Source organism: Pseudomonas sp. L-22-4S-12, from assembly GCF_009799935.1.
Taxonomy (GTDB): Bacteria; Pseudomonadota; Gammaproteobacteria; order Pseudomonadales; family Pseudomonadaceae; genus Aquipseudomonas.
On sequence record NZ_WELL01000006.1, the window covers coordinates 107,745 to 132,993 of the forward strand.

Genomic DNA, 25,249 nt, shown 5'->3' on the forward strand with positions numbered 1-25,249 from the left:
ATGGGGAACGGCTCGGTGTTGCCTGCCTTCGCGGCTGAAGCCGCTCCCACGAAGAGCGTCGGGCTCTCGCGGCGAGTCGGTAGCCCACGAGTCTTGTGTGTGGGAGCGGATTTATCCGTGATGGAGAACGGCTCGGTGCTGCCTGCTTTCGCGGCTGAAGCCGCTCCTACGAAGAGCGTCGGGTTCTCGCGGCGTGTCGGTAGCCCACGAGTCTTGTGTGTGGGAGCGGATTTATCCGCGATGGAGAACGGCTCGGTGCTGCCTGCTTTCGCGGCTGAAGCCGCTCCCACGAAGAGCGTCGGGTTCTCGCGGCGAGTCGGTAGCCCACGGCTGTTGTGGGAGCGGATTTATCCGCGATGGGGCGCAGCTCGGTGTTGCCTGAATCAGCTCCCGCATAAGCGCTGTCTCGGGGTCACTGGTAACGGCTGCTGACCACGCCTTCGTCCATCACCTTGGCCTTGATCACCTTCTCGCTGGACAGGTTGCGCACGCGGATCACGTCGCCGCGCTGGCCGTTGTCCAGGGCTTCGCCCAGGGTGCTGGCGGAGATGCCGTCCTGGCTGGCCTGGATCTTCACCTGCTGGCCACGCTTGACCAGCAGTGCCTCGCCGAGCAGGGCGGGGGTGAGCAGCTGGTCGGCGCGGATGCGGCGCTTGGCGCCCAGGCCGATGACCTCTTCTGCACGGTGATAGAAGCCGCGCCCCAGCTTGCTCAGCGCCGCCTCCTGGCGCTTGAGCTGGGCCGCGTCGAGGGTCTGCCCGCGCTCCAGGGCCTGGCTGGCGAACAGCACGGGCAGGTACAGCTCCACCTGTGCCAGGTAGTCCCGGGTCCAGCCCGGCTGGGTCGGGCAGTGCAGGCTGAAGCGCTGACGGCCGAGCGGTGCGTCGCCGGTTTGCCCGCCGCCTACCTGCAGCGGCTCGGCGCAGGCCTGGGCCGGTGCGCTGCCGATCAGGCTGCCGCTCTCGCGGACGAAGCGCAGCCCCTGCCAGCTCTGGCGCTGGGCATGGGCGGCCACCCGTTCAGCCAGTGCCTGGTCGACGGCCGCCTCGATCTGCGTCAGCGGCGTACCGGCCCGGGCCTGGGGTGCGAGCAGCAGGCCGAGCGCCAGCAGGCGGAAGAGGGCGGAAGCGCGTCTTCCGCCTGCTCGGTCGCGAGCGGCGGAAAAGGGAAGCGGGGCGGCTTTCGTGCCTACGCTTTCCTTTAAAAAGTCTTTATTTATCAGCATCTTATATTTCTTTTGCGAACGGGCACGATTCCTGCTGATAGGCCTCGGCTGAACCCGAAGCAGGAGGAAGGTGAGCATGAGTATAAAGATCGACGACGCCATTGGCGTGCACGCGCAGGCCCTGGAGCTGCGTTCGCTGCGCAGCGAGATTCTGGCGGCGAACCTGGCCAACGAGGATACCCCGGGGTTCAAGGCGCGCGATCTGGACTTTGCCAAGGAGATGCAGCGGCTGGAGCGGGGCGATGCCTTCGACGGCTCCATCGCCAGCTCGAACCTGCAGTACCGCCTGCCGAGTCAGGCCGCCCAGGACGGCAACAGCGTCGAGCTGGCCGTGGAGCAGGCCGAGTTCGCCCGCAATGCCACCGATTTCCAGACCAGCCTGACCTTCCTCACCATGAAGTTCCGCGGTCTCAAACAAGCCATCGAGGGGCGCTAAGCCATGTCGTTCGACGCCATCTACCGCATCGCCGGTTCATCCATGAACGCGCAGACCGTGCGCCTCAATACCGTGGCCAGCAACCTGGCCAACGCCGACTCCGCGGCCAGCAGCCCGGAGCAGGTCTACCAGGCACGCAAGCCGGTGTTCGCCGCCGTCTACGGCAACGACGAGCTGACCCGGCCAGCGGGCATGGGCGGCGCCCATGTGCAGGTGCTCGACGTGGTCACCGCCGGGCGCGAGGCCCAGCGCCGCTACGAGCCGGACAACCCGCTGGCCAGCGCCGAGGGCTACGTCTATTACGCCGACATCAACCAGATCGAGGAGATGACCGACATGATGTCGGCCACCCGCAGCTTCGAGACCGGCGTAGAAGTGCTCAACCGGGTCAAGAGCATGCAGCAGGGCCTGCTGCGCCTGGGAGAAGTCTGATGGCGCTGGTCAATGGCAGCACCCTGGGCGCTCAGACTCTGGCCGGCAGCGATGAGCAGGTGCGCGCTGGAGTGAATGTCAGCGATGCCGCGCAGATGGAGAACAACTTCATCGACCTGATGGTGGCGCAGATCCGCAACCAGGATCCGACCAAACCGGTGGACAGCACCGAGTTCCTCAACCAGTTCGCCGCCATGAGCCAGGTCAAGAGCCTGGAAAACATGACCAACCTCAGCCAGAGCAACCTGGTGCTGCTGGACAACCTGCAGACCCTGGCCGCCGCCGGGCTGGTCGGCCAGCAGGTCAAGGTCGGCGCCGACAGCGTGACCCTCGATGGCCGCGCGGTCTCCGGGCAGCTGACCCTGCAGCACGCGGCGGGCAGCACGCTGCTGCGCCTGACCGACGGCAACGGGGTGACCCGCGAGGTGGAGCTGGGCGGGCGTGCCCCCGGCAGCCTGAGCTTCAGTCTCGATCCGCAGGCCCTGGGCCTGAGCCCCGGCACCTACCGCATCGAGGCGGTGACCGACAGCGGCGAATACCCAAGCGTCGAGCTGCAGGGCGAAGTGACTCATGTGCGTGTCGGCAGCGAGGGCCCGGTGCTCGACGTGGCCGGCATCGGCAGCGTGCCGTTCTACACCCTTACCGAATTCGGTCGCGGCGCGACCGGCAGCCTGCTGTGACGCAGCCGCTACCATCCCCTTGCAAGGTGACTGACAGATGAGTTTCAACATTGCCCTGACCGGCCTCAATGCGGTCAACGAACAGCTCAACACCATCAGCAACAACATCGCCAACTCCGGCACCACCGGCTTCAAGTCGTCGCGCACCGAGTTCGGCAGCGTGTATGCCGACAGCCAGGCCATGGGCGTGGAAGTGCTCGGCCTGACCCAGAGCATCAGCCAGGGCGGTGCCCTGGTGGCCACCGGGCGCAACCTCGACCTGGCCATTTCCGGCGGCGGCTTCTTCACCACCCGCGCCAGCAACGGCGCGATCCAGTACACCCGCGCCGGGGTGTTCGGCACTGACAGGGACAACTTCATCACCAGCGCCGGCGGCCAGCGCCTGCAGGGCTACCCGGTGGACGCCAACGGCAACCTGCTGGTCGGCTCGGTTGGCGACCTGCAGCTGCAGACCGCCAACCTGCCGGCCAAGGCCACCGACAGCCTGGACTTCGTCGGCAACCTGGACGCCAACCAGGCGGTGCCGGCGGTGGCGTTCGACCCGGCCAACGTCGCCTCCTATAACTCCAGCTACACCACCAAGGTGTTCGACTCCCTGGGCCGCGAGCACACCCTGACCCAGTACTTCGTCAAGACCGCCGCCAATACCTGGGACGCTCACTACTACGCCGATGGCGCCGCAGTGACCGCGCCGGCCGGCCCGGTGGCGATGAGCTTCGACACCAGCGGTGCGCTGACCGCGCCGGCCGGGCCGATTGCGGTGAGCTTCAACGCCCCGGGGGCCAACGCCCTCAACGTCGCGGTCGACTACACCGGCACCAGCCAGTACGGCTCGGATTTCGTGGTCACCACCAACCTGGCCAACGGCTATGCGGCGGGTGAGCAGACCGGCCTGGCGGTGGAGAAGGACGGCCGCGTGTTCGCCAACTACAGCAACGGCCAGCGCATGCTGCAGGGCCAGGTGGTACTGGCCAACTTCATCAACGCCCAGGGCCTGCGCAACGAGAACGGCACTGCCTGGAGCGAGACCGGCGAGTCCGGACAGCCGCTGTACGGTGTGGCCGGGGTCGGCTCGTTCGGCGACCTGGCCGCCGCCACCCTGGAAAACTCCAACGTCGACCTGACCCAGCAGCTGGTCAGCCTGATGGAAGGCCAGCGCAACTACCAGGCCAACACCAAGGTGCTGACCACCAACAAGGAACTGATCCAGGTGCTGTTCGGCGCCATCTGAGGACTGATCGCATGGACCGTTTGGGCTTTACCGCAATGACCGCCGCCAGCCGCACCATGAGCTCGTTGCAGCTGCGCGCGAACAACCTGGCCAACGCCACCACGCCGGGTTTTCGCGCCGACATGGAGCAGGCCGAGGCCGTCGCCGTGCAGGGCTACGGCTACGACAGCCGGCACCTGGCGCGCCTGCGCGACAACGGGGTGAACATGCAGGCCGGGACGCTGATGGCCACCGGGCGCGACCTGGACATGGCCGTGCAGGGCCAGGGCATGATCGCCCTCGAAGGCCCGGAGGGCGAGGTCTACACCCGTCACGGCAGCATCCAGGTGGATGCCGACCTGCGCCTGACCATCAATGGCCGGCCGCTGCTGGGCGAGGGCGGGCCGATCACCCTGCCCGAGTACGACAGCCTGCACATCGGCAGCGACGGCACCGTGTCGGTGATCCCGCGCGGCGACTACCTGATGGCCGAGGTCGACCGCATCAAGCGCGTGGACATCCCCGCGGCCAACCTGACCAAGGACAGCAGCGGCCTGCTGGTGACCCGCGACGGTCAGCCGGCCGAGGCCAGCGACGAGGTGCGCCTGGTCAGTGGCTACCTGGAGGCGAGCAACGTGTCTGCCGTCGGCGAACTGGTGGCGAGCATGAGCCTGAGCCGCCTGTTCGAGACGCAGGTGAAGATGATGAAAGCCGCCGAGGACTTGTCCGACGCAGGCAACCGCATGATTCGCGGTTAACCGGAGGTACGCATGAGTTCGGCACTTTGGGTCAGCAAGACCGGTCTGGCGGCGCAGGATACCGCGCTGTCGACCGTGGCCAACAACCTGGCCAACGTCAACACCGTCGGCTTCAAGAGCGATCGGGCGGTATTCGAGGACCTGTTCTATTCGGTCGAGGTGCAACCCGGCGCCCAGGCCGACGAGGTCAACACCGTGCCCTCGGGCATCCAGCTGGGCAGCGGCGTGCGCGTGGTCGGAACGCAGAAGACCTTCACCGAAGGCAACATGCAGCCGACCGGCCAGCCGATGGACCTGGCCATCGTCGGCCGCGGCTTTTTCCAGGTCGAGGCGGCCAACGGCGACATCTATTACACCGAGAACGGCCAGTTCCAGCTCAACGCCGAAGGCATGGTGGTCAACGCCCAGGGTCTGCCGCTGTCACCGGGCCTGGAAGTGCCGGAAGGCAGCAGCCGCTTCACCGTGGGCAGCGACGGCATCGTCAGCGTGGTTCTGCCGGGGGAAACCGCGCCGAGCGAGATCGGCCAGATCACCCTGGTCAACTTCGTCAACCCGGCCGGCCTCGAGGCCCTGGGCGGCAACCTGTACAAGGAAACCGCGGCCAGCGGCGAGCCGGTCGAGGGCACGCCGGGCGCCGACGGCCTGGGCAACATCAAGCAGGGCGTGCTGGAAGGTTCCAACGTGCAGGTGGTGGAGGCCATGGTCAACATGATCGGCATCCAGCGCGCCTACGAGGCCAACGCCAAGGTGCTCGACGCCGCCTCCGGCATGCTGCAGTTCCTCAACCAGACCGTGTGAGTGCGATGAGAGCGTTCCTGATCCTGTTCGGCGCCCTGCTGCTCGGCGGCTGCGCCAGCCTCGAGGAGATGCTGCCCGAGGAAGACTCCAGCCAATACCAGCCGCTGGACCTGGACTACAGCCTGCCGCCGACCACCGGCGGCGGCCTGTTCCGCCCCGGCTACAGCGGCGCCCTGACCCAGGATCAGCGCGCCCTGCGCATCGGCGACATTCTCACCGTGGTGCTGGAGGAACAGACCCAGTCGAGCAAGAGCGCCGGCACCAGCTTCGGCAAGAGCTCGGGGGTGTCGATCGGCATCCCCACCGTGCTGGGCGAGCAATACGACGAGCTGGAAACCGCCGCCGAGGCCGAGCGCGATTTCGACGGTTCGGCCGAGAGCTCGCAGCAGAACTCCCTGCGCGGCTCCATCGCCGTCACCGTGCACCGCGTGCTGCCCAACGGCTCGCTGCTGGTCAAGGGCGAGAAGAGCCTGCGCCTGAACCAGGGCGAGGAATTCATCCGCCTGACCGGCCTGGTGCGGGTCGACGACATCAACCGCTTCAACCAGGTGTCGTCGCAGAACGTGGCCAACGCGAAGATTTCCTACGCTGGCCGCGGGGTGCTCAACGACAGCAACTCCGCCGGCTGGCTGACGCGCTTCTTCACCCATCCGATCTTCCCGCTGTAAACGAGGCTGGCCCATGCGCTGGATGTTGAAAACCCTGGCTGGTCTGTTCACCGCGCTGCTGGCGCTGGGCGTGCAGGCGGTGCCCTTGCAGGATCTGGTCGATGTCGAGGGCATCCGCGCCAACCAACTGGTGGGCTATGGTCTGGTGGTCGGCCTGGACGGTACCGGCGACAAGAACCAGGTGAAGTTCACCAGCCAGTCGGTGGCCAACCTGATCAAGCAGTTCGGCATCAACCTGCCGCCCAATGTCGACCCCAAGCTGAAGAACGTGGCGGCGGTGATGGTGACCGCCAGCGTGCCGCCGTCCTACAGCCCGGGGCAGATGATCGACGTGACGATTTCCTCCCTGGGCGATGCCAAGAGCCTGCGCGGCGGCCAGCTGCTGATGACGCCGCTGCGCGGCATCGACGGCGAGGCCTACGCCCTGGCTCAGGGCGGGGTGGTGGTCGGCGGCCTGAATGCCCAGGGCCAGAGCGGCTCCAGCGTGGCGATCAATACCGCCAACGGTGGCCTGATCCCCAATGGCGCGACCATCGAACGGATGATTCCCAGCGACTTCGGCCAGCGCCCGGAGATCATGCTCAACCTGCGCCAACCCAGCTTCCAGACCGCGGCCAAGGTGGTCGGCGCCCTGGAGCGGGTGTTCGGCAGCGGCGCGGCGCAGGCCCTGGACGCCACCCGGATCAGCGTGCGCGCGCCGCAGGCGGCCAGCCAGCGCACCAGCTTCATGGCCCTGCTGGAGACCGTCGAGGTGGAAGAGGGGCGGCAGCGGCCCAAGGTGGTGTTCAACAGCCGTACCGGCACCGTGGTGGTCGGCCAGGGCGTGCGGGTCAAGGCCGCCGCCGTGACCCATGGCACGCTGACCGTGACCATCAGCGAGAACCCCCAGGTCAGCCAGCCGGGCCCCTTCAGCAATGGCACCACCGCGGTGACGCCGCAGTCCTCGATCGACGTGGCCCAGGAGGCCAAGCCGATGTTCAAGTGGCCGGACGGCGCCAGCCTGGAAAGCATCATCGATACGGTGAACAGCCTGGGCGCCACCCCGGACGATGTGATGAGCATTCTGCAGGCGCTGGAACAGGCCGGTGCGCTGAATGCCGAACTGATCGTGATCTGACGAGCCCCCTTCATGAGCATTGTTTCTCTCAATCCGTCGTTTCATGGGCAACCGGCCCCGGCCAATCCCGCCGAGGGCGCACGCAGCCAGCTGGAGGTCGCCGCCGAGCAGTTCGAGGCGCTGTTTCTGCAGCAGATCCTCAAACAGATGCGCAAGGCCGGTGATGTGCTGGCCGAAGGCAGCCCGCTGCACAGCCGGGAGATGTCGACCATGCGCGACTTCCACGACGAGGTGCTGGCCGAGACCCTGGCCGGACAGAAGCAGGCCGGCATCGCCAGCCTGCTGGTGACCCAGTTGTCCGGCGGGCCGGCCGGCGTGGCCCAGCTGGACCAGGCGCAGCTGGCGGCGCGTGAGGCGCCGGTGCCGCAGCGCGTGCCGGCAGTGCAACCGCTGGCCAGCGCGCCGAGCCTGGTGCAGCCGCTGCGCGACACCTGGCAGCGCGGCGTGAGCGAGGCCGAGGGGCTCTGGCAGCGCGGCAAGGCCGGCTTCCAGCAACTGGTCGAGCGGGTGATCCAACAGGAGTCGGCGGGCAATGTCGCCGCCGTCTCGGCCAAGGGCGCCCTGGGCCTGATGCAGCTGATGCCGGAAACCGCCCAGGACATGGCTGCGGAGCTGGGCCTGGCCTATGACGAGCAGCGCTTGCGCAGCGATGCCGCCTACAACAAGCGCCTGGGCAGTGCCTACCTGGACAAAATGCTCGACCGCTACGATGGCCACCAGGCGCTCGCCCTGGCGGCCTACAACGCCGGCCCGGCGCGGGTCGACAGCTGGCTGCAGGCCCATGGCGACCCGCGCCGCGGCGAAGTCAGCACCGGCGAGTGGATCGAACGCATTCCCTACCAGGAAACCCGCGACTACACCCGCCGTATCCTCGGCGGCCAGGCCGCGGCAGCGCCTGCCGTGCGCCAGCCGGAGGCGCCGGCGGCACAGACGCCGCTGGCGGCGCTTAAGCCGGCGCTGGAAGCGGTCGCCTTGTCTCTGGTGACGCCGGTCGCTGCCGACCATCGCGTCCGGTCCGAGGCATTTGCCCAGCCGATCCGCCTTGAGCGCAAGGAGACCCTGTCGTGAGTACCCTCAGCCAGATCGGCTACAGCGGCGTGCATGCCGCCCAGACGGCCCTGGCCAGCACCGGCCAGAACATCGCCAATGCCAACACCCCGGGCTTCAGCCGGCTCAATGCGCTGTTCGCCTCGCGGGCCGGCAGCAGTGCGCTGAATGCCGGTGGCGGCGTGGAAGTGACCAGTATCCGCCGCCTGTCCAACGAGTTCCTCTCCCAGCAGCTGTGGCGGGCCAACAGCGAGCAGCATTTCTTCGAGAGCAACCAGCAGTACCTCGGTGCGCTGGAGGGGTTGATGGGCGGCGAGGGCTCGAGCATCAGCGTCGGCCTCGACCAGTTCTTCGCCGCGCTCAGCGAGGCCAGCCCGACCCCCAGTTCGCTGGCCCTGCGCCAGCAGATCCTCAGCGAGGCGGGCAACCTGGCGCAGCGCTTCAACGGCCTCAATGGCAACATCCAGGCCCAGCTCGATGCGCTGCACGAGCAGCGCCAGGCCATGGTCGCCGAAACCAACGGGCTGATCGGCAACATCGCCGAACTGAACAAGCGCATCATCGAGACCGAGTCGGTCAAGGGCGACAGCAACGCCTTGCGCGACCAGCGCGAGAACCTGACCCAGCAGCTCAGCCGTTTCGCCGCGCTGCGCATCAACGAAGTGGCCGATGGCTCCTACACCATCGCCCTGACCAATGGCCAGCCGCTGGTGGTCGGCGCCACCGCCGCACGCCTCGACCTGAGCCTGGATGCGAGCAACCAGCAGAGCATTTCCCTGGCCTTCGCCGGCACCCAGTTCCCGTTGCGCCAGGACAGCTTCGGCGGGGCGCTGGGCGGCCTCTACAGCAGCGAATACGCCGCGCTGCGGCCCATGCAGGGCGCATTGCACCAGATGGCCGAGCAGCTGGCGCAGATGGTCAATGGGGTGATGACCGCCGGCTTCGACCTGGCCGGCAATCCGGGCCAGGCGCTGTTCACCTACGATGCCGCCAGCACCACGCAGATGCTGCGGGTGGAGGCGCTCAGCGCCGAACAGCTGGCCTTTTCCGACAGCGCCGGCGAGCAGGGCAACAACGGCAACCTGCTCGACCTGCTGGGCCTGAAGAGCCAGGGCATCACCCTCAACGGCAGTGCCTTCACCCTCAACGACGCCTACGCCAGCCTGCTCGGCCGGGTCGCCAGCGACAGCCGGCAGAGCAAGGCCGACCTGCAGACCACCACGGCGGTGACCCAGCAGGCCCAGGCCCAGCGCGACAGCGTCAGCGCGGTGAACCTGGACGAGGAGGCGGTCAGCCTGATGACCTACCAGCAGGCCTACCAGGCCAACATGAAGGTCATCGCCACCGCCCGGGATATTTTCGAAGAGATGCTGGCTTCCTTCTAAACGCAGCGGCAAGGGGAATCATGATGCGCATCACCAACTCGCAGATCGTCGCCACCATGCACGGCTCGATGAATCGCAATGCCGAAGAGCTGGCCAAGCTGATGCAACAGATGTCCAGCGGCAAGCGCATCCTGGTGCCCTCGGACGATCCGATCGCCAGCGTGCGCGTGCTCCGGGTGCAGCGCGAGGAAGCCAGCCTGACCCAGTACCGCAGCAACATCACCAACGTCTCCGGCAGCCTGTCGACCCAGGAGGTCAACCTGACGTCCATCTCCGACAGCATGCTGCAGGTGCGCGATCTGCTGTTGTGGGCGGCCAACGGCTCGAACACCAGTGCGGACCTGGCCGCCATGGCCGGCGAGCTGGGCAGCCTGGAGCAGACCATCGCCAGCTTCATCAACGTGCGCGACGAGGAGGGCCGCTACCTGTTCTCCGGTACGCTCACCGACCAGCCGGCGCTGACCTTCGACGCACTGAGCGACAGCTACCTGGCCAGCGGCAACGACAAGCACCGCCAGGCCGCGGTGGCCAACGGCGTGCTGGTCGAGGAGAACGTCACCGCGCTGGAGATCTTCGGCGGCGGCATGGACATGCTCAACCAGCTGCATGCCCTGGTGACGACGCTGAAGAGTCCGACCCTGGTCGCCGGCGACCCGGCCGTGCTGCAGCAGATCAAGGACACCCTCGACCAGCTCGACGGCTCCCACAGCAAGCTGCTGGGCAGCGTGACCCAGCTGGGCGGGCGGCAGAACACCCTGAGCCTGATCGCCGACAGCAACGCCGAGGTATCCCTGGTCAACCAGAAGATCGAGGGCGAACTGTCGCGGCTCGACTATGCCGGCGCCACCATCGACCTGAACAATTACCAGCTGTCCCTGCAGGCCACGCAGAAGACCTATCTGAAGATCCACGAGCTGTCGCTGTTCGGCCTGCTGTAAGGAATCCTGCCGATGAAAGTCGACAAGCAACTGCCCGCGGTCACCTCCATCGATCCCCAGGAGCGCCGCCAGACCCAGCCCTCCCAGGCATTGCCGCGTGCACGCAAGGCAGGCGGCGAGGCGAAATCCGCTGCCGCGCCGCTCGCTCAGCGGGCCGAACGCAATGCCAGCTTCAGCCTGCAGCTCAACCAGCAGCTGACCTCCATGCAGTCGGCCGACGGTTATCTGGCGGACCTGGCCGCGCGTCTCGGCCAGCTCAAGCTGTCGCTCAGCCGTCAGCTCGGCGGCGGCAAGCAGGCCAGGGAGGGCGGCGAGCTGCAACCGGCCCTGGACGGCGCGCGCGAGCTGCTGGAACAGCGCACCGAGCGTTCCGGGCAAGCGCTGGATGCACGCTTCAAGCTGCATCTGCATGAACCGGTGCGGGCGCACTTCAGCCTCGAGGGGCTGGAGTCCCTGGAACGGGTCCAGCAGGCCGGTGCGGAAACGCTGCTGTTCAGTGCCGGGCGCAAGCTGGCCGAGCCGCTGGCGGTGGTGCTGGAGGAGGGGCTGACGGAGCAGCAGATTCTCCGCCGTTTCAATACCAGCCTCGGCCAGGCGGGGATTCGCATCGAGCTGGAGCGCGGCGGCGCCCTGAAGTTCTCCGCGACGGAAACCCTGTGGAACGAACTCAAGGGCTCCCTGGCGGTACAGGGCAGTGGCAATCTGTTTGCCAAGGCCGGCTTCACCCGCCTGCAGAGCCGCGAAGACGAGCAGCTGCGCCTGCCCGCCACGCTCAATCCGGACGATCAGCGCGAGCTGCGTCGCGTACTGGACTCGGTGGTGCATTCGCTGGACCGGATCGCGGCCCTGCGCGAGCAGATCGCCCACCGCCAGCAGGAAATCCGCGACTTCCTCAAGCGCCATGCCGACAAGAGCGAGCAGCAGTGGGCCGCCGAGTTCACCGGCCGCCTCTATCGGCTGTTGCGCGAGGGTGGCAGCAGTTACGCGGCGGTCAGTCAGACGGTGGTGGCGCAGTCCAACCTCAATCGATTCGCCGTGGTCAGCCTGTTGTCCTGAGTGCGGGCCGAGGAACCACGGTCATTGCCGAGCATCAATATGGGCCTTGGCTTGTTTGGCGCAAACTTGCATAGTTGGGTAACTGGCGAAAGCGATATGAAAGGCAAGGATTCCATGGTGTATGTGCAGCGCGATGGCGAAGGGCGGATTCTGCGAGTCGAATACGATCCGTTCGAGGGCATGAGCGATTCCCTGGCGGTCGAGAGCCCCGAGCTGCAGCGCTGGCTGGGCGTGCGCATGGAGGTCAAAAGCAAGCTGGACCAGCTGCGCCAGTCCGATCTGGACATGATCCGCGTGCTCGAGGATGTGCTGTACATCCTCATCGATCATGGCGTCATCCAGTACACCGAACTCCCGGAGGCTGCCCGCCACAAGCTCGACCAGCGCGCGCTGGTGCGTGCCGATCTGGAAGGCCTGATCGACCATCCGGAAGATCTCTGAAGTTCTACGCTTGCCTGCATGCCCCGACTGTTTCAAGATCTTTACAGGATCTGCACTCGCCTGTTCCGGTCTTTTTACACCGCCCCACTGGAACAGCCGGAAAGGTCTCCAGTAGAATCCGGCGCCCGCCCAGCGCGTAAGTTCAGCTTCCATCGCTGTGGCGTGGTTCATCGCCAAGCACGGTTTTCTGGCGTTTGCTTTCTGACGTGGTTGCGCCAAGCTTCATGCGTTGCGCGTACGGCAGTGGGTTACAGCGAGGTGTCGCTTGATTAAGGTGCTGGTGGTCGATGACCACGATCTGGTTCGAATGGGTATTACCCGCATGCTGGCCGATATCGACGGCCTGCAGGTGATCGGGCAGGCGGACTCCGGTGAGGCGGCGCTGCAGAAAGTCCGCGAACTCAAGCCGGATGTCGTGCTGATGGACGTCAAGATGCCGGGCATCGGCGGCCTGGAAGCCACGCGCAAACTGCTGCGCAGTTACCCCGAGCTGAAAGTCATCGCCGTGACCGCCTGCGACGACGACCTGTTTCCGACCCGTCTGCTGCAGGCCGGTGCCGCCGGTTACCTGACCAAGGGTGCGGCGCTGGAGGAGATGGTCCAGGCGATCCGCATGGGCTTTGCCGGGCAGCGCTACATCAGCTCGCAGATCGCCCAGCAGCTGGCCCTGAAGTCGTTCCAGCCGAACAACAGCGGTTCGCCGTTCGACCTGCTGTCCGAGCGGGAAATCCAGATCGCCCTGATGATCGCCAACTGCCAGAAGGTGCAGACCATCTCCGACAAGCTGTGCCTGTCGCCGAAGACGGTGAACACCTACCGCTATCGCATCTACGAGAAGCTCGACATCACCAGCGATGTGGAGCTGGCGCTGCTGGCCGTGCGCCACGGCATGGTCGATGCCATCAGCTGAACGCGTGCGCGGAAAGGGCTTCGGCAGGGCGCGGCGCGGACGTAAACTGCCTCTCCCCAGTCATTTTCTCTATCGCCTCCGATGACCGCTTCCAGTTCCGCCGCGCCTTTCGATCCGAGTGCCTTCCTCGCCACCTGCAGCGGCCGTCCCGGCGTGTACCGGATGTTCGACGGCGAGGCCAAGCTGCTCTACGTCGGCAAGGCCTCCAACCTGAAGAAGCGCCTGGCCAGCTATTTCCGCAAGACCGGTCTGGCGCCGAAAACGGCGGCTTTGGTGGCGCGCATCGCGCAGGTCGAAACCACCATCACCGCCAACGAGACCGAGGCGCTGCTGCTCGAGCAGACGCTGATCAAGCAGTGGCGGCCGCCGTACAACATCCTCCTGCGCGACGACAAGTCCTACCCCTACGTGCTGCTGTCCGATGGCGAGTTTCCGCGCCTGGGCATTCATCGCGGGGCGAAGAAGGAGAAGGGCCGCTACTTCGGGCCGTACCCCAGCGCCGGGGCGATCCGCGAGAGCCTCAACCTGCTGCAGAAGACCTTCCTGGTGCGCCAGTGCGAGGACAGCTATTTCAAGAACCGCACCCGGCCTTGCCTGCAGTACCAGATCAAGCGCTGCAAGGGGCCCTGCGTCGGGTTGGTCGAGCCCGCGGAATATGCCGAGGACGTGCGCCACTCGGTGATGTTCCTCGAGGGGCGCAGCAGCGCGCTGACCGATGAGCTGTCGGCCGCCATGGAGAAGGCGGCGATCAGCCTGGAGTTCGAGCGCGCCGCCGAGCTGCGCGACCAGATCGCCCTGCTGCGCCGCGTGCAGGACCAGCAGAGCATGGAGGGCGGCACCGGCGATGTGGACGTGGTTGCCGCCATGGTCAATCCCGGTGGCGCCTGCGTGCACCTGATCAGCGTGCGCGGTGGACGGGTGCTGGGCAGCAAGAACTTCTTTCCCCGGGTGGGCTTCGAGGAGGAGAGCGGCGCGGTACTGGCGGCCTTTCTCGCCCAGTACTACCTGTCCAGCCATGAGCGCGATCTGCCCAGTGAGCTGATCGTCAACGTGCTGCACGAGGACCTGCCGACCCTGGCGGCGGCCCTGGGCGAGCTGCGTGGGCGCGAGCTGTCGATCAGCCATCGGGTGCGCGGTACGCGGGCGCGCTGGCAGCAGCTGGCGGTGACCAATGCCGAGCAGGCCCTGGGCGCGCGCCTGGCCAATCGGCAGCACGTGGCGGCGCGCTTCGAGGCCCTGGCCGAGGCGCTCGACCTGGATGAGCCGCCGCAGCGCCTGGAGTGCTACGACATCAGCCATTCCAGTGGCGAGGCGACCGTGGCCTCCTGCGTGGTATTCGGCCCCGAGGGGCCGCTCAAGTCCGACTACCGGCGCTACAACATCGAAGGGGTGACGGCCGGCGACGATTACGCGGCGATGCACCAGGCCCTGACCCGGCGCTTCAGCAAGCTCAAGGAGGGTGAGGGCAAGCTGCCGGACATCCTCCTGGTCGACGGCGGCAAGGGGCAGATGGCCATGGCCCGCGAGGTGCTGCAGGAACTGGCGGTGCCCGAGCTGATCCTGCTCGGCGTGGCCAAGGGCGTGACGCGCAAGCCCGGCCTGGAAACCCTGTACCTGAACGATGCCGACCACGAATTCAGCCTGCCGGCCGATTCGCCGGCACTGCACCTGATCCAGCAGATCCGCGACGAGGCGCACCGCTTCGCCATCACCGGGCACCGCGCGCGGCGCGGCAAGGCGCGGCGTACTTCCAGCCTGGAAGATGTCGCGGGTATCGGGCCCAAGCGCCGGCGCGAACTGCTCAAGCATTTCGGCGGCCTGCAGGAACTGAGCCGCGCCAGCATCGAGGAAATCGCCAAGGCGCCGGGGATCAGCAAAAAGCTCGCCGAGTCGATTTATGCGGCCCTGCACAGCGAGTAGAATGCCGCTTCAACTCGCTGGCCTGTGGTCCTGATGAATATCCCAAACCTGCTCACCGTTCTGCGCGTCCTGCTGATTCCGGTCATCATCCTGCTGTTCTATCTACCCTTCTCCTGGAGCTACCTGGCGGCCAGCGGCGTATTCGCCCTGGCGGCGATCACCGACTGGTTCGACGGCTACCTGGCGCGGCGCTGGGAGCAGAGCACGCCGTTCGGCGCCTTCCTCGACCCGGTGGCGGACAAGCTGATGGTGGCCGTGGCGCTGGTGCTGCTGGTGGAGGAACACGCCAGCTTCTGGCTGACCCTGCCGGCGGTGATTATCATCGGTCGCGAGATCGTGGTCTCGGCGCTGCGCGAGTGGATGGCCGAGCTGGGCGCGCGGGCGCATGTGGCGGTGTCCAACCTGGGCAAGTGGAAGACGGCGGCGCAGATGGTGGCGCTGGTCATCCTGCTGGCCAATCCGCCGCTGCTGACGTTCTGGGTGGGCCTGGGCTTTGCGCTGCTGATCGTCGCAGCGGGCCTGACCCTGTGGTCGATGCTGCAGTACTTGCTGGCGGCCTGGCCGCATCTCAGCATCACTGCGGAAAAGAAATAAACTTTTTTGAATCAAGGGGTTGACGGCTCGTTCTGAAAGTATAGAATGGCGCCCGTCACCAAGACGCGGGAATAGCTCAGTTGGTAGAGCACGACCTTGCCAAGGTCGGGGTCGCGAGTTCGAGTCTCGTTTCCCGCTCCAGTTTGTTGACGTTGACGCCGCTTCTTGCGGCGTCTTCGTTTGAGGCCGATTAGCAGAGTGGTTATGCAGCGGATTGCAAATCCGCGTACATCGGTTCGATTCCGGTATCGGCCTCCAATCTAAAAAGCCCCGTAGATCGCTGATCTACGGGGCTTTTTCTTTGCTGCCGATTGACTGCCGGCAGCCTTGCAGGGGCTCCGAGGGCTGTATATAGTCCAGCCCTCGCTTCACAGCGCTACCGCCCGAATGGCGAAATCGGTAGACGCAGGGGACTTAAAATCCCTCGCCAGCAATGGCATGCCGGTTCGAGTCCGGCTTCGGGCACCATCGAATTTCCCCCACTACGCCCGCTTGCGCGGGCGTAGTCGTTTCTGCTCCCGGCTCTTGTCATGCGCGGGCATCCGGCCGTCGGCGACTGTGCGGGCAAGAAGAGCTCACGACACATCCGGGCTCACAGTGCGCGGCCTCGAATTGCGTCGTCATCCGCCGCAGGTTCGCTGGCTATAATCGGGCGCTGGATCATGAGGAGTCGGCATGCTGATCAATGCGCCTTATTTGCCGCACCTGCTGGCGGTGCTGTGGTTTCTGCTGTGCTGGGGCGGCTACACCCAGTATGCGCTCTGGAAGGGCCGCGATACGCCCTGTCTGGCCAGCGTCCTGCACCTGTATCGGGAAGACTGGATGCGGCGCCTGTTGCTGCGCGATAACCGCATCGCCGACGCCAACGTGATCGGCAACCTGGAGCGCAATGCCTCCTTTTTCGCTTCCAGCACCCTGATCATCCTCGCCGGCATCCTCACCGTGCTGGGCGCCTCCGATCGGGCGGTCTCGCTGCTGGAGGACCTGCCGCTGGTGCAGCCGGTCAGCCGTGAGTGGTCTGAGATCAAGCTGCTATGCCTGGCCGTGGTGTTCGTCTACGCCTTCTTCACCTTCAGCTGGTGCATGCGCCAGTACAACTTCGCCGCGATCCTGGTGGGCTCGGCACCGATGGTGGGTGAGCGCGATGTCTCCGAGCCGGAACGCAAGGCATTTGCCTCGCGGGCGGCGCAGGTGGTGTCGATGGCTGCGAATCAGTTCAACCTGGGCTTGCGTGCCTACTATTTCGGCATGGCGATCCTGGCCTGGTTCATCAATCCCTGGTTTTTCATGCTGGTTACCGCGGGCGTGGTGCTGGTGCTGTATCACCGCGAGTTCCATTCCGACGTGTTGGAGGTGATGCTGTACACCCAGGCTCCACTGCCGGAGTCGCTCAAGGAGAGAAGCGAATGACCCTGCCTTTCTGGTGTGTGTTGATCAGCGCGCTGCTGATTTTTCTGGCGAAGGTCCCTGTGGCCAAGGCGATGAATGCCGCGGGCGGCTACGACAACCATCATCCGCGCGCCCAGCAGGCGCGGCTGACCGGCTTCGGGGCGCGCGCACTGGCGGCCCACCAGAACAGTTTCGAGGCCTTTCCGCTGTTTGCCGTGGGTGTGCTGATGGCCCATGTCACCCAGACCCATGGCCCGCTGGTGAATATCCTGGCGGTGACCTTCGTGGTGGCGCGGGTACTCTATCTGGTGCTGTATTGGGCCGACCTGCACTGGCAGCGCAGCCTGGTCTGGGTGGTCGGTCTGCTCTGCAGCCTGTTGCTGATGCTCAGCCCGGCCCTGGCCTGAAACGAAAAAGCCCGCGTAAGCGGGCTTTTTCGTGGGGCGGGGTTACTGGTTGTCGACGGCGTCCTTGGCTTCGTCGCCGGCATCCTGAATGGCGTCGGCTGCATCGTCGGCCGCGTCCTGGATTTTCTCGCCGGTGGTGGGCTCGCTGCCCATCACCTGATCGGCTTTCTGTTCGATGGCCGCGCCGGTGTCCTCGGCGGCGTCACCCAGCGACTCCATGGCTTCGGATGCCGATTCCTTGGCCGACTCCATCTTGTCTTCCGGGGTCTTCTCGCAGGCGGCCAGGCCAAGCATGGCGGCAAGGAGCAGGGCATAGGTAAAGGGTTTCGACATGGTTGGGACTCCTTAGGGGCTTTCCTGGCGAGGACTGTCCTCGTGACAGTGCTAAGACGGTGGTGGAGTGGCCAAAGTTCCGCGGGATTCGGCCATGCATACTCTGAACCCGCGTTCAATTGCTGTGTGCCCGCGCCGGCGAGCGGGTATGATGCGCCCCTTTTCGAGCCATCGCCGGGAGTGCTGTCGTGAGCGATAACCCTGTTCTAGAGCGCGCCCAGCGCTTTCTGTCGGCCTTGCGCCATTGCCAGGTGCTGGGTATTGCCGTGCATGAGGCCAAGCCCGAAGGCCTGACCCTGCACTTGCCCTACAGTACGCAGATCATCGGCAACCCGGAAACCGGAGTGATCCACGGCGGGGCCATCACCACGCTGATGGATACCACCTGCGGCATCTCCACCGTGTGCGTGCTGCCGGAGTTCGAGATCTGCCCGACCCTGGACCTGCGCATCGACTACATGCGCCCGGCCCAGCCGCACAAGGATGTCTACGGCTTCGCCGAGTGCTACCGGGTCACCGAGAACATCATCTTCACCCGCGGCTATGCCTACCAGGACAGCCCCGACGAGCCGATCGCCCATGTGGTGGGCGCGTTCATGCGCATGGGCAAAGGCGCCCAGGGCGACAGCGAACTCAAGCGCAATATCCAGGGAGGTGCCTGATGGCCGCGTTGAACCTCAATACCCTGGTGCGCCAGGCGCACGAGAAGAATGACTACGACAGCCTGATCAGCCTGATCCCCTATGCCAAGCTGATCGGCATCGAATGCCTGCGCCTGGGCGATGACATGGTGTTCCGCCTGCCGGCGAACAAGGACAACATCGGCAACCCGATTCTGCCGGCGCTGCACGGCGGGGTGATCGCCGGTTTCATGGAGCATGCCGCCATGCTCCATCTGCTGATGTTCATGGGCATCCCACATTTGCCGAAAATCATCGACTTCTCGATAGATTACCTGCGCGCCGGTCATTATCGTGACACCTATGTGCAATGCCAGGTCTGGCGGCAGGGGCGGCGTGTCGCCAACGTCGCGATCACGGCCTGGCAGACCAAGCAAACCGAACCGATTGCCACCGCTCGTGCGCACTTCAAGGTCGACGAGCCCTGAGTGGGGCGCGGGCGCCTAGAACTCTAAGGAATCCTCAATGGATGCGTTGCTGATCCTCGGCGGCCTGCTGCTGATGCTCACCGGCCTGGTCTGGCTGGTCATGCGGGCCTTCGGCACCAGCCTGCTGTGGGGCTGGGGCAGCCTGTTGCCGCCACTGACGCTGGTCTATGTGCTGCGTCACTGGCGGGTCGCCCGCGGCGCCGTGGGCCTGCTGGCCCTGGGCTGCATCCCGCTGGTGGTGGGCCTGGTGCTGCTGGCCAGCAAGGACCCGGCGCGCCTGGAGGCGATCCTCAGCCTCGACTGGCTGAAGGCCGAGCAGCACGCGCCGGCCGAACTGGATATCCGCCTGCATGGGGAACTGAACGGCCAGCCATTCCTGCCGCAACATGCCGAGCTGATCGATGGCGTGCTCAGCCTGCGCGAGGGCGAGGATTTCTTCGCCAGCCGCGAAGTGAAGATTCGCCTGCCGCAAGGGCTCGTGGCGCCCATTCGCCTGGATGTGTTGCCGGCGGACGAGGGCAACCTGCCCGAGGTGGAAGTCAGCTGGCTGCTGCCCGAACAGGACCTGCCCGAGGCCCGGCGCCTGAGCAAGGGCTACACCCTGCATCTGGATCTGCAGACCCTGCCACCGAACAAGCTCAATGGCGATTTCCATCTGGTGCTGCCGCCGCAGTACGCCACCACCCTGAGTGGCCGCCTGGAGTTGTTCAGCGACCACCTGCGTTACCGCGATGGCCGGCTGGATACCTCGTTCGATTCCCAGGAAACCCTGGCCCGGGTGATCGAGGACTACCTGCAGCGGCGTTTCGTGACCCGCCTGGTGCAGCTGTCCGAGGTGCCGCTGGTGAGTTTTCCGCTCGAGCGTGCGCCGCTGAGCCTGACGGCGAAGATCAATGGCCAGGAGCAGCGCCTGCAGCTGGTGCTGGTGAAGAACGCGCGGGGCTGGCAGGTCGAGGGTGATCACTATCCGGCGCTGCCGCAGCCCAGTACGGCGCAGACTGCACCCGCCGAGGTGGCCGTGCCGCCTGCGAGCGAGCCGAGCCGGGTGCAGGTGGATCGTCGCCAGCGTTTCTCCCTGTTGCGCCTGCTGAGTGCGCCGCAGCAGTACCAGAACCTCAACATGCGCATCACCAAGCTCAGCGGTGGCTCGGCCGAAGGGCGCTTCGCCGGCCTGGGCGAGGATGGCAGCATCCGCCTGAGCCAGCAGCGCGGTGGCGCCGGGCAGGCCACCTTCACCCTGCATCCGGATGAAATCAGCCGGGTCGAGCTGCTCGAACCCTGATCCGGTTTGCGGCAAGCCCTTGAAATCCATTCTGAAGTCCCCATCTGCAGGACATCCGCCGCGTTCGCGGCCTGTCCTGCATGTGGAGTTAGACGACCATGAGTGTGGAAACTCAAAAAGAAACCCTGGGCTTCCAGACCGAGGTGAAGCAGCTGCTGCACCTGATGATCCATTCGCTGTATTCGAACAAGGAAATCTTCCTTCGCGAGCTGATTTCCAACGCCTCGGATGCCGCCGACAAGCTGCGCTTCGAGGCGCTGGCCAAGCCGGAGCTGCTCGAAGGCGGCGATCCGCTTAAGATCCGCCTGACCTTCGACAAGGACGCCAAGACCGTCACCCTCGAAGACAACGGCATCGGCCTGAGCCGCGAGGAGGCCATCGCCCACCTCGGCACCATCGCCAAGTCCGGCACCGCCGACTTCATGAAAAACCTCACCGGCGACCAGAAGAAGGATTCGCACCTGATCGGCCAGTTCGGCGTGGGCTTCTACTCGGCCTTCATAGTCGCCGACAAGGTCGACGTGTTCAGCCGCCGCGCCGGCCTGGCCGCCAGCGAAGGCGTGCACTGGTCGAGCAAGGGCGAGGGCGACTTCGAAGTCGCCACCGTCGAGAAAGCCGAGCGCGGTACCCGCATCGTCCTGCACCTGAAGGCCGGCGAAGAAGAGTTCGCCGACGGCTGGCGCCTGCGCAACATCGTCAAGAAGTACTCCGACCATATCGCCCTGCCGATCGAGCTGCCCAAGGAGCAGCACGGTGAGGACGTTCCGGCCGAGGCCGAGTGGGAAACCGTCAACCGCGCCAGCGCGCTGTGGACCCGCGGCCGCACCGAGGTCAAGGACGAGGAATACCAGGAGTTCTACAAGCACGTCGCCCACGACTTCGAGAACCCGCTGTCCTGGAGCCACAACAAGGTCGAAGGCAAGCTGGAATACACCTCCTTGCTCTACGTGCCGGGCCGTGCGCCGTTCGACCTGTACCAGCGCGAAGCGCCGCGTGGCCTCAAGCTGTATGTGCAGCGCGTGTTCATCATGGACCAGGCCGACGAATTCCTGCCGCTGTACCTGCGCTTCATCAAGGGCGTGGTCGACTCCAACGACCTGTCGCTCAACGTGTCCCGCGAGATCCTGCAGAAAGACCCGGTCATCGACTCGATGAAGACGGCGCTGACCAAGCGCGTGCTGGACATGCTGGAGAAGCTGGCGAAGAACGAGCCCGAGCAGTACAAGACCTTCTGGAAGAACTTTGGCCAGGTGCTCAAGGAAGGCCCGGCGGAAGACTTCGCCAACAAGGAGAAGATCGCCAGCCTGTTGCGTTTCGCCTCCACCGCCGGCGATGACGGCGAGCAGTCCGTGGCCCTGGCCGACTACCTGGCGCGCGCCAAGGAAGGCCAGGACAAGATCTACTTCCTCACCGGCGAAACCCATGCCCAGGTGAAGAACAGCCCGCACCTGGAAGTGTTCCGCAAGAAAGGCATCGAAGTGCTGCTGCTCACCGACCGCATCGACGAGTGGCTGATGAGCTACCTGAGCGAGTTCGACGGCAAGAGCTTCGTCGACGTGGCCCGTGGCGACCTCGACCTCGGCAAGCTGGACTCGGAAGAGGACAAGAAGGCCCAGGAAGAAATCGCCAAGACCAAGGAAGGCCTGGTCGAGCGTCTGAAAGGGGCGCTGGGCGAGCAGGTGGCGCAGGTGCGCGTGTCCCATCGCCTGACCGACTCGCCGGCGATCCTCGCCATCGGCGAGCAGGACCTCGGCCTGCAGATGCGCCAGATCCTCGAGGCCAGCGGGCAGAAAGTGCCGGAATCCAAGCCGATCTTCGAGATCAACCCGGCCCACCCGCTGATCGAGAAACTGGACGGCGAGCCGGACGAGGAGCGCTTCGCCGACCTGTCGCACATCCTCTTCGACCAGGCCGCCCTGGCCGCCGGCGACAGCCTGAAAGACCCGGCCGCCTATGTGCAGCGCCTGAACAAGCTGCTGGTGGAACTCTCCGCCTGATGCTTGCCGCGTAAGAACAAGGCCCGCTGCTGCGGGCCTTGTCGTTTCTGCAGGCTGCGTCAGTGCTTCAGCTGGGCCTCGAAAAACCGGGCGTAGGGCGTTTGCGCCTGCACCGCCTGCAGGGCTTGCTCGTAGCGGGGCAGATACCGGCTGCCGTTCTGGCGGGAAAACACCGAGTACAGCGCCAGGCGTTGCTCCGGCATCGCCAGCACCTTGAACCGGGCCTGGCTGTCGAGGTTATTCGCCTCGTATTGCAGGGCGTAGTCGTCGGGGAAGTAGAAGGCGTCGATGCGCCCGGCAGCGACCATCCGCAATCCCTTGAGCGCCACGTTATCGCCACTCAGGGTCTGCAGTTGTAGCCGCGGATCGCTGAGCAAGGGGGTGTGATAGCCGTTCTGCCAGACGCCAATGCGCAGCTTCAGCACATCCTCTACCGAGCGGATGGCGGCAAGCGGGTTGCTGCTCTGCACGGCCAGCACCGCCGAGGTGCTGAACAGCGCCTGGCGCGGGTAGAGAAAGCGCGTATCGCGCTCAGCGTCCTTGGCCAGCAGCAGGGCCATGTCCAGCTCGCCCCGTTCGAGCATGTACAGCAGCCTGGGGAGTGGCAGCTTGCTGTAACGGATATCCGTTACCTCCATGCGCTCGGCGATCCGCTCGAAATAGGCCGCGGCGATACCGCTGCCGGGGGCCGCGCCCTCGGCTTCGGTGTGCGGTGGCAGGTCGAAATAACCGACCCGCAAGGGCTCGGCCAAGGCCTGGGGCGTGGTCGCGGCAAGGAACAGGGCGCCGAGACTGAGGAACAACGTGGGCAACGACATTCTGGCAGAGGGCATGGCGCTTCATCGCTGATGGCTGGTTGCGGCTAAGGGTGGCTTGCTTGTCGCTATTCTGGCAACTCGATGCGCGCCGTTTCGCCGGGCACCTGCGGCCAGTCGCCGCCGGCCCAGCGCTGCTTGGCCTGTTCCAGCAGCGCCGGTTCGCTGGCGATGAAGTTCCAGTACATGCGCCGTGGCCCCAGCGGTTCGCCGCCGATCAGGGCCAGGTGGCATTCGCCGCAGGCGCTGAGCAGCAGCTCCTCGCCTTCGGGCAGCACGGCCAGGCCGCGCCGGGGCAGGTCGTCGTCCTCCAGCCTGGCCTCGCCGTCGATCAGGTACAGCGCGCGCTCACGCTGCTCGGCCGGAATCAGCAGGCTGGCGCCGGCCTGCAGCTTGAGCTCGGCATAGAGGGTGGGTGAGCGTACCGGAGCCGGCGACTGCAGGCAGAAGCCGCTGCCGGCGATCAGGGTGATCTGCACGCCCATGGCGTCGCTGCGCGGCAGGCTGGCGGCGGGGTGATGGCTGTAGCTCGGTTCGCCCTGTTCCTCGGCCTGTGGCAGGGCCAGCCACACCTGCAGGCCGTGCAGGCGCGAGCCGCTCTGGCGCAGCGCCTGCGGCGTGCGCTCGACATGGGCCACGGCGCGGCCGGCGCTCATCCAGCTGACATCGCCGGGTTGCACGCGCTGATCGGAGCCGAGGCTGTCCTTGTGCTGCAACTCACCCTCGAACAGGTAGGTCAGGGTGGACAGGCCGATGTGCGGGTGCTGGTTGATGTTCATCCCGCTGCCGGGCGCATAGGTTTGCTCCAGCATGTGGTCGAAGAACACGAAGGGCCCGACGCTGCGGCATCTGGCCGAGGGCAGGGGGCGCAGGATGGGTTGCCCGGCGATGTCTTCGGCACGGGGCTGGATCAGCAGCAGGCCGGCCATCTCAGGCCTCTCCGAGCTGGGTGGTGATCTGCACCTCGCTGCTGGTCACCAGCTTCTGCACCGGGCACTTGTCGGCGATGCGCAGCAGCTGCTGGCGCTGCACATCATCCAGGGCGCCGTGCAGCTCCAGTTGCACGGCCAGGCGATAGAGGCCCTGGCGTTCCGCGCTGTCGTCGCGGCTGACCTGCACATCCAGGCTCTCCAGCGGCAGGCCTTTCTGCCGGGCATAGAGCATCAGGGTCAGCGCCTTGCAGGCGCCGATGGCGGCATCGAACAGGTCGTGGGGCTCCGGGGCGGAGGCCTCGCCGCCAAACTCGACGGGGACGTCGCTATGCAGCAGGTGCTCACCGATTTCGATGCTGTGACGCAGGCCGTTCTCTGTGCGGATGCGGATCATGGCTATTCCTGGGCTGACGGGTCGAAGCCACCAGCCTAGCCCAGGCGTGCGCCGTCAGACCAGCACGGAAAGGCGCACGTCGGCGCCAAGCACCCGCTGCAGGCGGCCATCCTGGCCGAGAATGGGCACCGACACGGTGAAGCAGAACTCGTCGGTGGCCGAGGAGCGGTAGACCGGGGTGATATGGCTGCGCAGGTCGTCGGCCACTGCACGGAACCAGGGGCGCTGGCTCCAGTTGCGGCCGCGGCAGGACGCGGTGTCCTGGTGCGGCACGTCGCTGGCGAAGATGTTCTCCGAGAGCTGCACGCCGTTGCCGTCGACCAGGTAGAACAGCTCGAAGCGCGGATCGCGGCGCAGGGTGTCGGCGAGCAGGCGCTCGGCCGCGCCGATCTCGCCGCCGAGCTGGCTGTGGCCGGCCAGCTGCTCGACGCTGGCCTGCACCGCGCGGTGCAGTTCCAGGCGGAAGTCGCCGAGCCCCTGTAGCAGGCGGTCGCCATCCTCGCGCACGGCCTGGCTGTGGCGCAGGACCTGGCCGGCCTTGCCGAGCAGGTCGCCGGCGACCTGGGCGATCTGCTGCACGTCGCCATTGATCGAGCGCACGGCCTGGCCGATCTGCTCGGTGCCGGTGGCGATGTGGCCGACCCGCTCGTCGAGGCGATCCATGGCCTGGCGCGTGCTATCCAGGCCGGCGCCGACCTGCAGCATGCCCTGGCGGCCGTCGTCGACGGCCTGGTGCATGCGCTCGCCGGCATTGCTCAGCTGCTGCATGCCGGCATGGAAACGCTCGATGATGCTGCTGACCTGGCCGGTGGCCTCGGTGGTGTGGCCGGCCAGGCGCCGCACTTCCTCGGCCACCACGGCAAAACCGCGGCCGTGCTCGCCGGCGCGCGCGGCCTCGATGGCGGCGTTGAGGGCGAGCAGGTTGGTCTGCTGGGAGATGCTGGCGATCACGCCGATGACCTTGCTGACTTCCTCCA

At 66.1% G+C, this 25,249-nt stretch carries 27 protein-coding genes, 3 tRNA genes and 1 pseudogene; 25 read left to right on the forward strand and 6 right to left on the reverse strand.

Annotated features, from left to right (window positions below; genetic code table 11):
* Positions 1–412: 412 nt before the first annotated feature.
* A complete protein-coding gene (gene flgA / locus F3I16_RS15320; RefSeq protein WP_160494430.1) occupies positions 413–1,225 on the reverse strand; it encodes a flagellar basal body P-ring formation chaperone FlgA in 813 nt (270 codons plus the stop codon).
* A 76-nt stretch (positions 1,226–1,301) separates the two neighbouring features.
* Between flgA and flgB the strand changes: the two genes are divergently transcribed.
* The 21 genes from flgB to F3I16_RS15425 all read left to right on the forward strand — a co-directional run bounded on the left by flgB (position 1,302) and on the right by F3I16_RS15425 (position 17,411).
* A complete protein-coding gene (gene flgB, locus F3I16_RS15325; RefSeq protein WP_160494431.1) occupies positions 1,302–1,661 on the forward strand; it encodes a flagellar basal body rod protein FlgB in 360 nt (119 codons plus the stop codon).
* Between the two features lie 3 nt (positions 1,662–1,664).
* Positions 1,665–2,093, forward strand: a complete 429-nt coding sequence (gene flgC, locus F3I16_RS15330) for a flagellar basal body rod protein FlgC (protein WP_160494432.1) — start codon at positions 1,665–1,667, stop codon at positions 2,091–2,093.
* Positions 2,093–2,773, forward strand: a complete 681-nt coding sequence (locus F3I16_RS15335) for a flagellar hook capping FlgD N-terminal domain-containing protein (RefSeq protein WP_160494433.1) — start codon at positions 2,093–2,095, stop codon at positions 2,771–2,773. Before flgC ends, F3I16_RS15335 begins: the two co-directional genes overlap by 1 nt.
* Positions 2,774–2,810: 37 nt before the next feature.
* Entirely contained in the window at positions 2,811–4,004 is a 1,194-nt protein-coding gene (flgE, locus tag F3I16_RS15340; protein WP_160494434.1) for a flagellar hook protein FlgE, read from the forward strand.
* A gap of 11 nt (positions 4,005–4,015) precedes the next feature.
* Positions 4,016–4,741 (forward strand): flagellar basal body rod protein FlgF, encoded by a 726-nt coding sequence (locus F3I16_RS15345; protein ID WP_160494435.1) that lies wholly within the window; start codon positions 4,016–4,018, stop codon positions 4,739–4,741.
* Between the two features lie 12 nt (positions 4,742–4,753).
* The gene (flgG, locus tag F3I16_RS15350; RefSeq protein WP_160494436.1) at positions 4,754–5,539 is read left to right on the forward strand and encodes a flagellar basal-body rod protein FlgG; all 786 of its coding nucleotides are present in this window, start codon (positions 4,754–4,756) and stop codon (positions 5,537–5,539) included.
* A 5-nt stretch (positions 5,540–5,544) separates the two neighbouring features.
* Positions 5,545–6,207, forward strand: coding sequence for a flagellar basal body L-ring protein FlgH (gene flgH / locus F3I16_RS15355; protein ID WP_160494437.1), 663 nt, complete (start codon positions 5,545–5,547; stop codon positions 6,205–6,207).
* A 22-nt stretch (positions 6,208–6,229) separates the two neighbouring features.
* Positions 6,230–7,324 (forward strand): flagellar basal body P-ring protein FlgI, encoded by a 1,095-nt coding sequence (locus F3I16_RS15360; protein ID WP_160494616.1) that lies wholly within the window; start codon positions 6,230–6,232, stop codon positions 7,322–7,324.
* A 12-nt stretch (positions 7,325–7,336) separates the two neighbouring features.
* Complete coding sequence (locus tag F3I16_RS15365) at positions 7,337–8,392, forward strand: transglycosylase SLT domain-containing protein (RefSeq protein WP_160494438.1); 1,056 nt, start codon at positions 7,337–7,339, stop codon at positions 8,390–8,392.
* Positions 8,389–9,756, forward strand: a complete 1,368-nt coding sequence (gene flgK / locus F3I16_RS15370; RefSeq protein ID WP_160494439.1) for a flagellar hook-associated protein FlgK — start codon at positions 8,389–8,391, stop codon at positions 9,754–9,756. Before F3I16_RS15365 ends, flgK begins: the two co-directional genes overlap by 4 nt.
* A 23-nt stretch (positions 9,757–9,779) precedes the next feature.
* Positions 9,780–10,694 (forward strand): flagellar hook-associated protein FlgL, encoded by a 915-nt coding sequence (flgL, locus tag F3I16_RS15375; RefSeq protein WP_160494440.1) that lies wholly within the window; start codon positions 9,780–9,782, stop codon positions 10,692–10,694.
* Between the two features lie 12 nt (positions 10,695–10,706).
* The gene (locus F3I16_RS15380; RefSeq protein ID WP_160494441.1) at positions 10,707–11,750 is read left to right on the forward strand and encodes a hypothetical protein; all 1,044 of its coding nucleotides are present in this window, start codon (positions 10,707–10,709) and stop codon (positions 11,748–11,750) included.
* Positions 11,751–11,846: 96 nt separating this feature from the next.
* Positions 11,847–12,191, forward strand: coding sequence for a tryptophan synthase subunit beta (locus tag F3I16_RS15385; RefSeq protein ID WP_372238538.1), 345 nt, complete (start codon positions 11,847–11,849; stop codon positions 12,189–12,191).
* A gap of 265 nt (positions 12,192–12,456) precedes the next feature.
* A complete protein-coding gene (gene uvrY / locus F3I16_RS15390) occupies positions 12,457–13,101 on the forward strand; it encodes a UvrY/SirA/GacA family response regulator transcription factor (protein ID WP_160494442.1) in 645 nt (214 codons plus the stop codon).
* An 81-nt stretch (positions 13,102–13,182) separates the two neighbouring features.
* Positions 13,183–15,021 (forward strand): excinuclease ABC subunit UvrC, encoded by a 1,839-nt coding sequence (gene uvrC / locus F3I16_RS15395; protein WP_160494443.1) that lies wholly within the window; start codon positions 13,183–13,185, stop codon positions 15,019–15,021.
* Between the two features lie 33 nt (positions 15,022–15,054).
* Positions 15,055–15,615, forward strand: coding sequence for a CDP-diacylglycerol--glycerol-3-phosphate 3-phosphatidyltransferase (gene pgsA, locus F3I16_RS15400; protein ID WP_160490527.1), 561 nt, complete (start codon positions 15,055–15,057; stop codon positions 15,613–15,615).
* Positions 15,616–15,680: 65 nt separating this feature from the next.
* A tRNA-Gly gene (locus F3I16_RS15405) sits at positions 15,681–15,756 on the forward strand.
* A gap of 43 nt (positions 15,757–15,799) precedes the next feature.
* Positions 15,800–15,873, forward strand: a tRNA-Cys gene (locus F3I16_RS15410).
* Between the two features lie 123 nt (positions 15,874–15,996).
* A tRNA-Leu gene (locus F3I16_RS15415) sits at positions 15,997–16,083 on the forward strand.
* Between the two features lie 207 nt (positions 16,084–16,290).
* A complete protein-coding gene (locus F3I16_RS15420; protein WP_160494444.1) occupies positions 16,291–17,025 on the forward strand; it encodes a DUF599 domain-containing protein in 735 nt (244 codons plus the stop codon).
* Complete coding sequence (locus F3I16_RS15425; RefSeq protein WP_160494445.1) at positions 17,022–17,411, forward strand: MAPEG family protein; 390 nt, start codon at positions 17,022–17,024, stop codon at positions 17,409–17,411. The genes F3I16_RS15420 and F3I16_RS15425 overlap by 4 nt, the downstream gene beginning before the upstream one ends.
* A 42-nt stretch (positions 17,412–17,453) precedes the next feature.
* On the opposite strand, the gene F3I16_RS15430 is transcribed toward F3I16_RS15425, so the two are convergent.
* Positions 17,454–17,744 carry a hypothetical protein gene (locus tag F3I16_RS15430; RefSeq protein ID WP_160494446.1) on the reverse strand — a complete coding sequence of 97 codons (291 nt, stop codon included), beginning with the start codon at positions 17,742–17,744 and terminating at the stop codon, positions 17,454–17,456.
* Positions 17,745–17,932: 188 nt separating this feature from the next.
* On the opposite strand from F3I16_RS15430, the gene F3I16_RS15435 reads away from it, so the two are divergent.
* From F3I16_RS15435 to htpG, 4 genes are all read left to right on the forward strand, one after another.
* On the forward strand, positions 17,933–18,406 hold the full coding sequence (locus F3I16_RS15435) for a PaaI family thioesterase (protein WP_160494447.1): 474 nt from the start codon (positions 17,933–17,935) through the stop codon (positions 18,404–18,406).
* On the forward strand, positions 18,406–18,852 hold the full coding sequence (locus tag F3I16_RS15440) for a PaaI family thioesterase (RefSeq protein ID WP_160494448.1): 447 nt from the start codon (positions 18,406–18,408) through the stop codon (positions 18,850–18,852). The genes F3I16_RS15435 and F3I16_RS15440 overlap by 1 nt, the downstream gene beginning before the upstream one ends.
* A gap of 37 nt (positions 18,853–18,889) precedes the next feature.
* Complete coding sequence (locus tag F3I16_RS15445) at positions 18,890–20,134, forward strand: MFS transporter (RefSeq protein WP_160494449.1); 1,245 nt, start codon at positions 18,890–18,892, stop codon at positions 20,132–20,134.
* A gap of 98 nt (positions 20,135–20,232) precedes the next feature.
* Positions 20,233–22,131, forward strand: coding sequence for a molecular chaperone HtpG (htpG, locus tag F3I16_RS15450; RefSeq protein WP_160494450.1), 1,899 nt, complete (start codon positions 20,233–20,235; stop codon positions 22,129–22,131).
* A gap of 59 nt (positions 22,132–22,190) precedes the next feature.
* Here the strand turns inward: htpG and F3I16_RS15455 are convergent, their stop codons facing one another.
* The 4 genes and pseudogenes from F3I16_RS15455 to F3I16_RS21425 form a co-directional block, all read right to left on the reverse strand.
* Positions 22,191–22,964 carry an ABC transporter substrate-binding protein gene (locus tag F3I16_RS15455; protein ID WP_160494451.1) on the reverse strand — a complete coding sequence of 258 codons (774 nt, stop codon included), beginning with the start codon at positions 22,962–22,964 and terminating at the stop codon, positions 22,191–22,193.
* Positions 22,965–23,014: 50 nt separating this feature from the next.
* Positions 23,015–23,875 (reverse strand): pirin family protein, encoded by an 861-nt coding sequence (locus F3I16_RS15460; RefSeq protein WP_160494452.1) that lies wholly within the window; start codon positions 23,873–23,875, stop codon positions 23,015–23,017.
* Between the two features lies 1 nt (position 23,876).
* On the reverse strand, positions 23,877–24,272 hold the full coding sequence (locus tag F3I16_RS15465) for an OsmC family protein (RefSeq protein WP_160494453.1): 396 nt from the start codon (positions 24,270–24,272) through the stop codon (positions 23,877–23,879).
* Positions 24,273–24,326: 54 nt separating this feature from the next.
* A pseudogene (locus F3I16_RS21425) lies at positions 24,327–25,211 on the reverse strand (methyl-accepting chemotaxis protein); the annotation flags it as partial.
* Between the last annotated feature and the right edge of the window lie 38 nt (positions 25,212–25,249).

What these genes read in the sequence shown, in the direction of transcription:
- flgA (WP_160494430.1), bottom strand. Translation starts at nt 1,225, where the DNA reads ATGCTGATAAATAAAGACTTTTTAAAGGAAAGCGTAGGCACGAAAGCC.
- flgB (WP_160494431.1), top strand. Translation starts at nt 1,302, where the DNA reads ATGAGTATAAAGATCGACGACGCCATTGGCGTGCACGCGCAGGCCCTG.
- flgC (WP_160494432.1), top strand. Translation starts at nt 1,665, where the DNA reads ATGTCGTTCGACGCCATCTACCGCATCGCCGGTTCATCCATGAACGCG.
- F3I16_RS15335 (WP_160494433.1), top strand. Translation starts at nt 2,093, where the DNA reads ATGGCGCTGGTCAATGGCAGCACCCTGGGCGCTCAGACTCTGGCCGGC.
- flgE (WP_160494434.1), top strand. Translation starts at nt 2,811, where the DNA reads ATGAGTTTCAACATTGCCCTGACCGGCCTCAATGCGGTCAACGAACAG.
- F3I16_RS15345 (WP_160494435.1), top strand. Translation starts at nt 4,016, where the DNA reads ATGGACCGTTTGGGCTTTACCGCAATGACCGCCGCCAGCCGCACCATG.
- flgG (WP_160494436.1), top strand. Translation starts at nt 4,754, where the DNA reads ATGAGTTCGGCACTTTGGGTCAGCAAGACCGGTCTGGCGGCGCAGGAT.
- flgH (WP_160494437.1), top strand. Translation starts at nt 5,545, where the DNA reads ATGAGAGCGTTCCTGATCCTGTTCGGCGCCCTGCTGCTCGGCGGCTGC.
- F3I16_RS15360 (WP_160494616.1), top strand. Translation starts at nt 6,230, where the DNA reads ATGTTGAAAACCCTGGCTGGTCTGTTCACCGCGCTGCTGGCGCTGGGC.
- F3I16_RS15365 (WP_160494438.1), top strand. Translation starts at nt 7,337, where the DNA reads ATGAGCATTGTTTCTCTCAATCCGTCGTTTCATGGGCAACCGGCCCCG.
- flgL (WP_160494440.1), top strand. Translation starts at nt 9,780, where the DNA reads ATGCGCATCACCAACTCGCAGATCGTCGCCACCATGCACGGCTCGATG.
- F3I16_RS15380 (WP_160494441.1), top strand. Translation starts at nt 10,707, where the DNA reads ATGAAAGTCGACAAGCAACTGCCCGCGGTCACCTCCATCGATCCCCAG.
- F3I16_RS15385 (WP_372238538.1), top strand. Translation starts at nt 11,847, where the DNA reads ATGAAAGGCAAGGATTCCATGGTGTATGTGCAGCGCGATGGCGAAGGG.
- uvrC (WP_160494443.1), top strand. Translation starts at nt 13,183, where the DNA reads ATGACCGCTTCCAGTTCCGCCGCGCCTTTCGATCCGAGTGCCTTCCTC.
- pgsA (WP_160490527.1), top strand. Translation starts at nt 15,055, where the DNA reads ATGAATATCCCAAACCTGCTCACCGTTCTGCGCGTCCTGCTGATTCCG.
- F3I16_RS15420 (WP_160494444.1), top strand. Translation starts at nt 16,291, where the DNA reads ATGCTGATCAATGCGCCTTATTTGCCGCACCTGCTGGCGGTGCTGTGG.
- F3I16_RS15425 (WP_160494445.1), top strand. Translation starts at nt 17,022, where the DNA reads ATGACCCTGCCTTTCTGGTGTGTGTTGATCAGCGCGCTGCTGATTTTT.
- F3I16_RS15430 (WP_160494446.1), bottom strand. Translation starts at nt 17,744, where the DNA reads ATGTCGAAACCCTTTACCTATGCCCTGCTCCTTGCCGCCATGCTTGGC.
- F3I16_RS15440 (WP_160494448.1), top strand. Translation starts at nt 18,406, where the DNA reads ATGGCCGCGTTGAACCTCAATACCCTGGTGCGCCAGGCGCACGAGAAG.
- F3I16_RS15445 (WP_160494449.1), top strand. Translation starts at nt 18,890, where the DNA reads ATGGATGCGTTGCTGATCCTCGGCGGCCTGCTGCTGATGCTCACCGGC.
- htpG (WP_160494450.1), top strand. Translation starts at nt 20,233, where the DNA reads ATGAGTGTGGAAACTCAAAAAGAAACCCTGGGCTTCCAGACCGAGGTG.
- F3I16_RS15455 (WP_160494451.1), bottom strand. Translation starts at nt 22,964, where the DNA reads ATGCCCTCTGCCAGAATGTCGTTGCCCACGTTGTTCCTCAGTCTCGGC.
- F3I16_RS15460 (WP_160494452.1), bottom strand. Translation starts at nt 23,875, where the DNA reads ATGGCCGGCCTGCTGCTGATCCAGCCCCGTGCCGAAGACATCGCCGGG.
- F3I16_RS15465 (WP_160494453.1), bottom strand. Translation starts at nt 24,272, where the DNA reads ATGATCCGCATCCGCACAGAGAACGGCCTGCGTCACAGCATCGAAATC.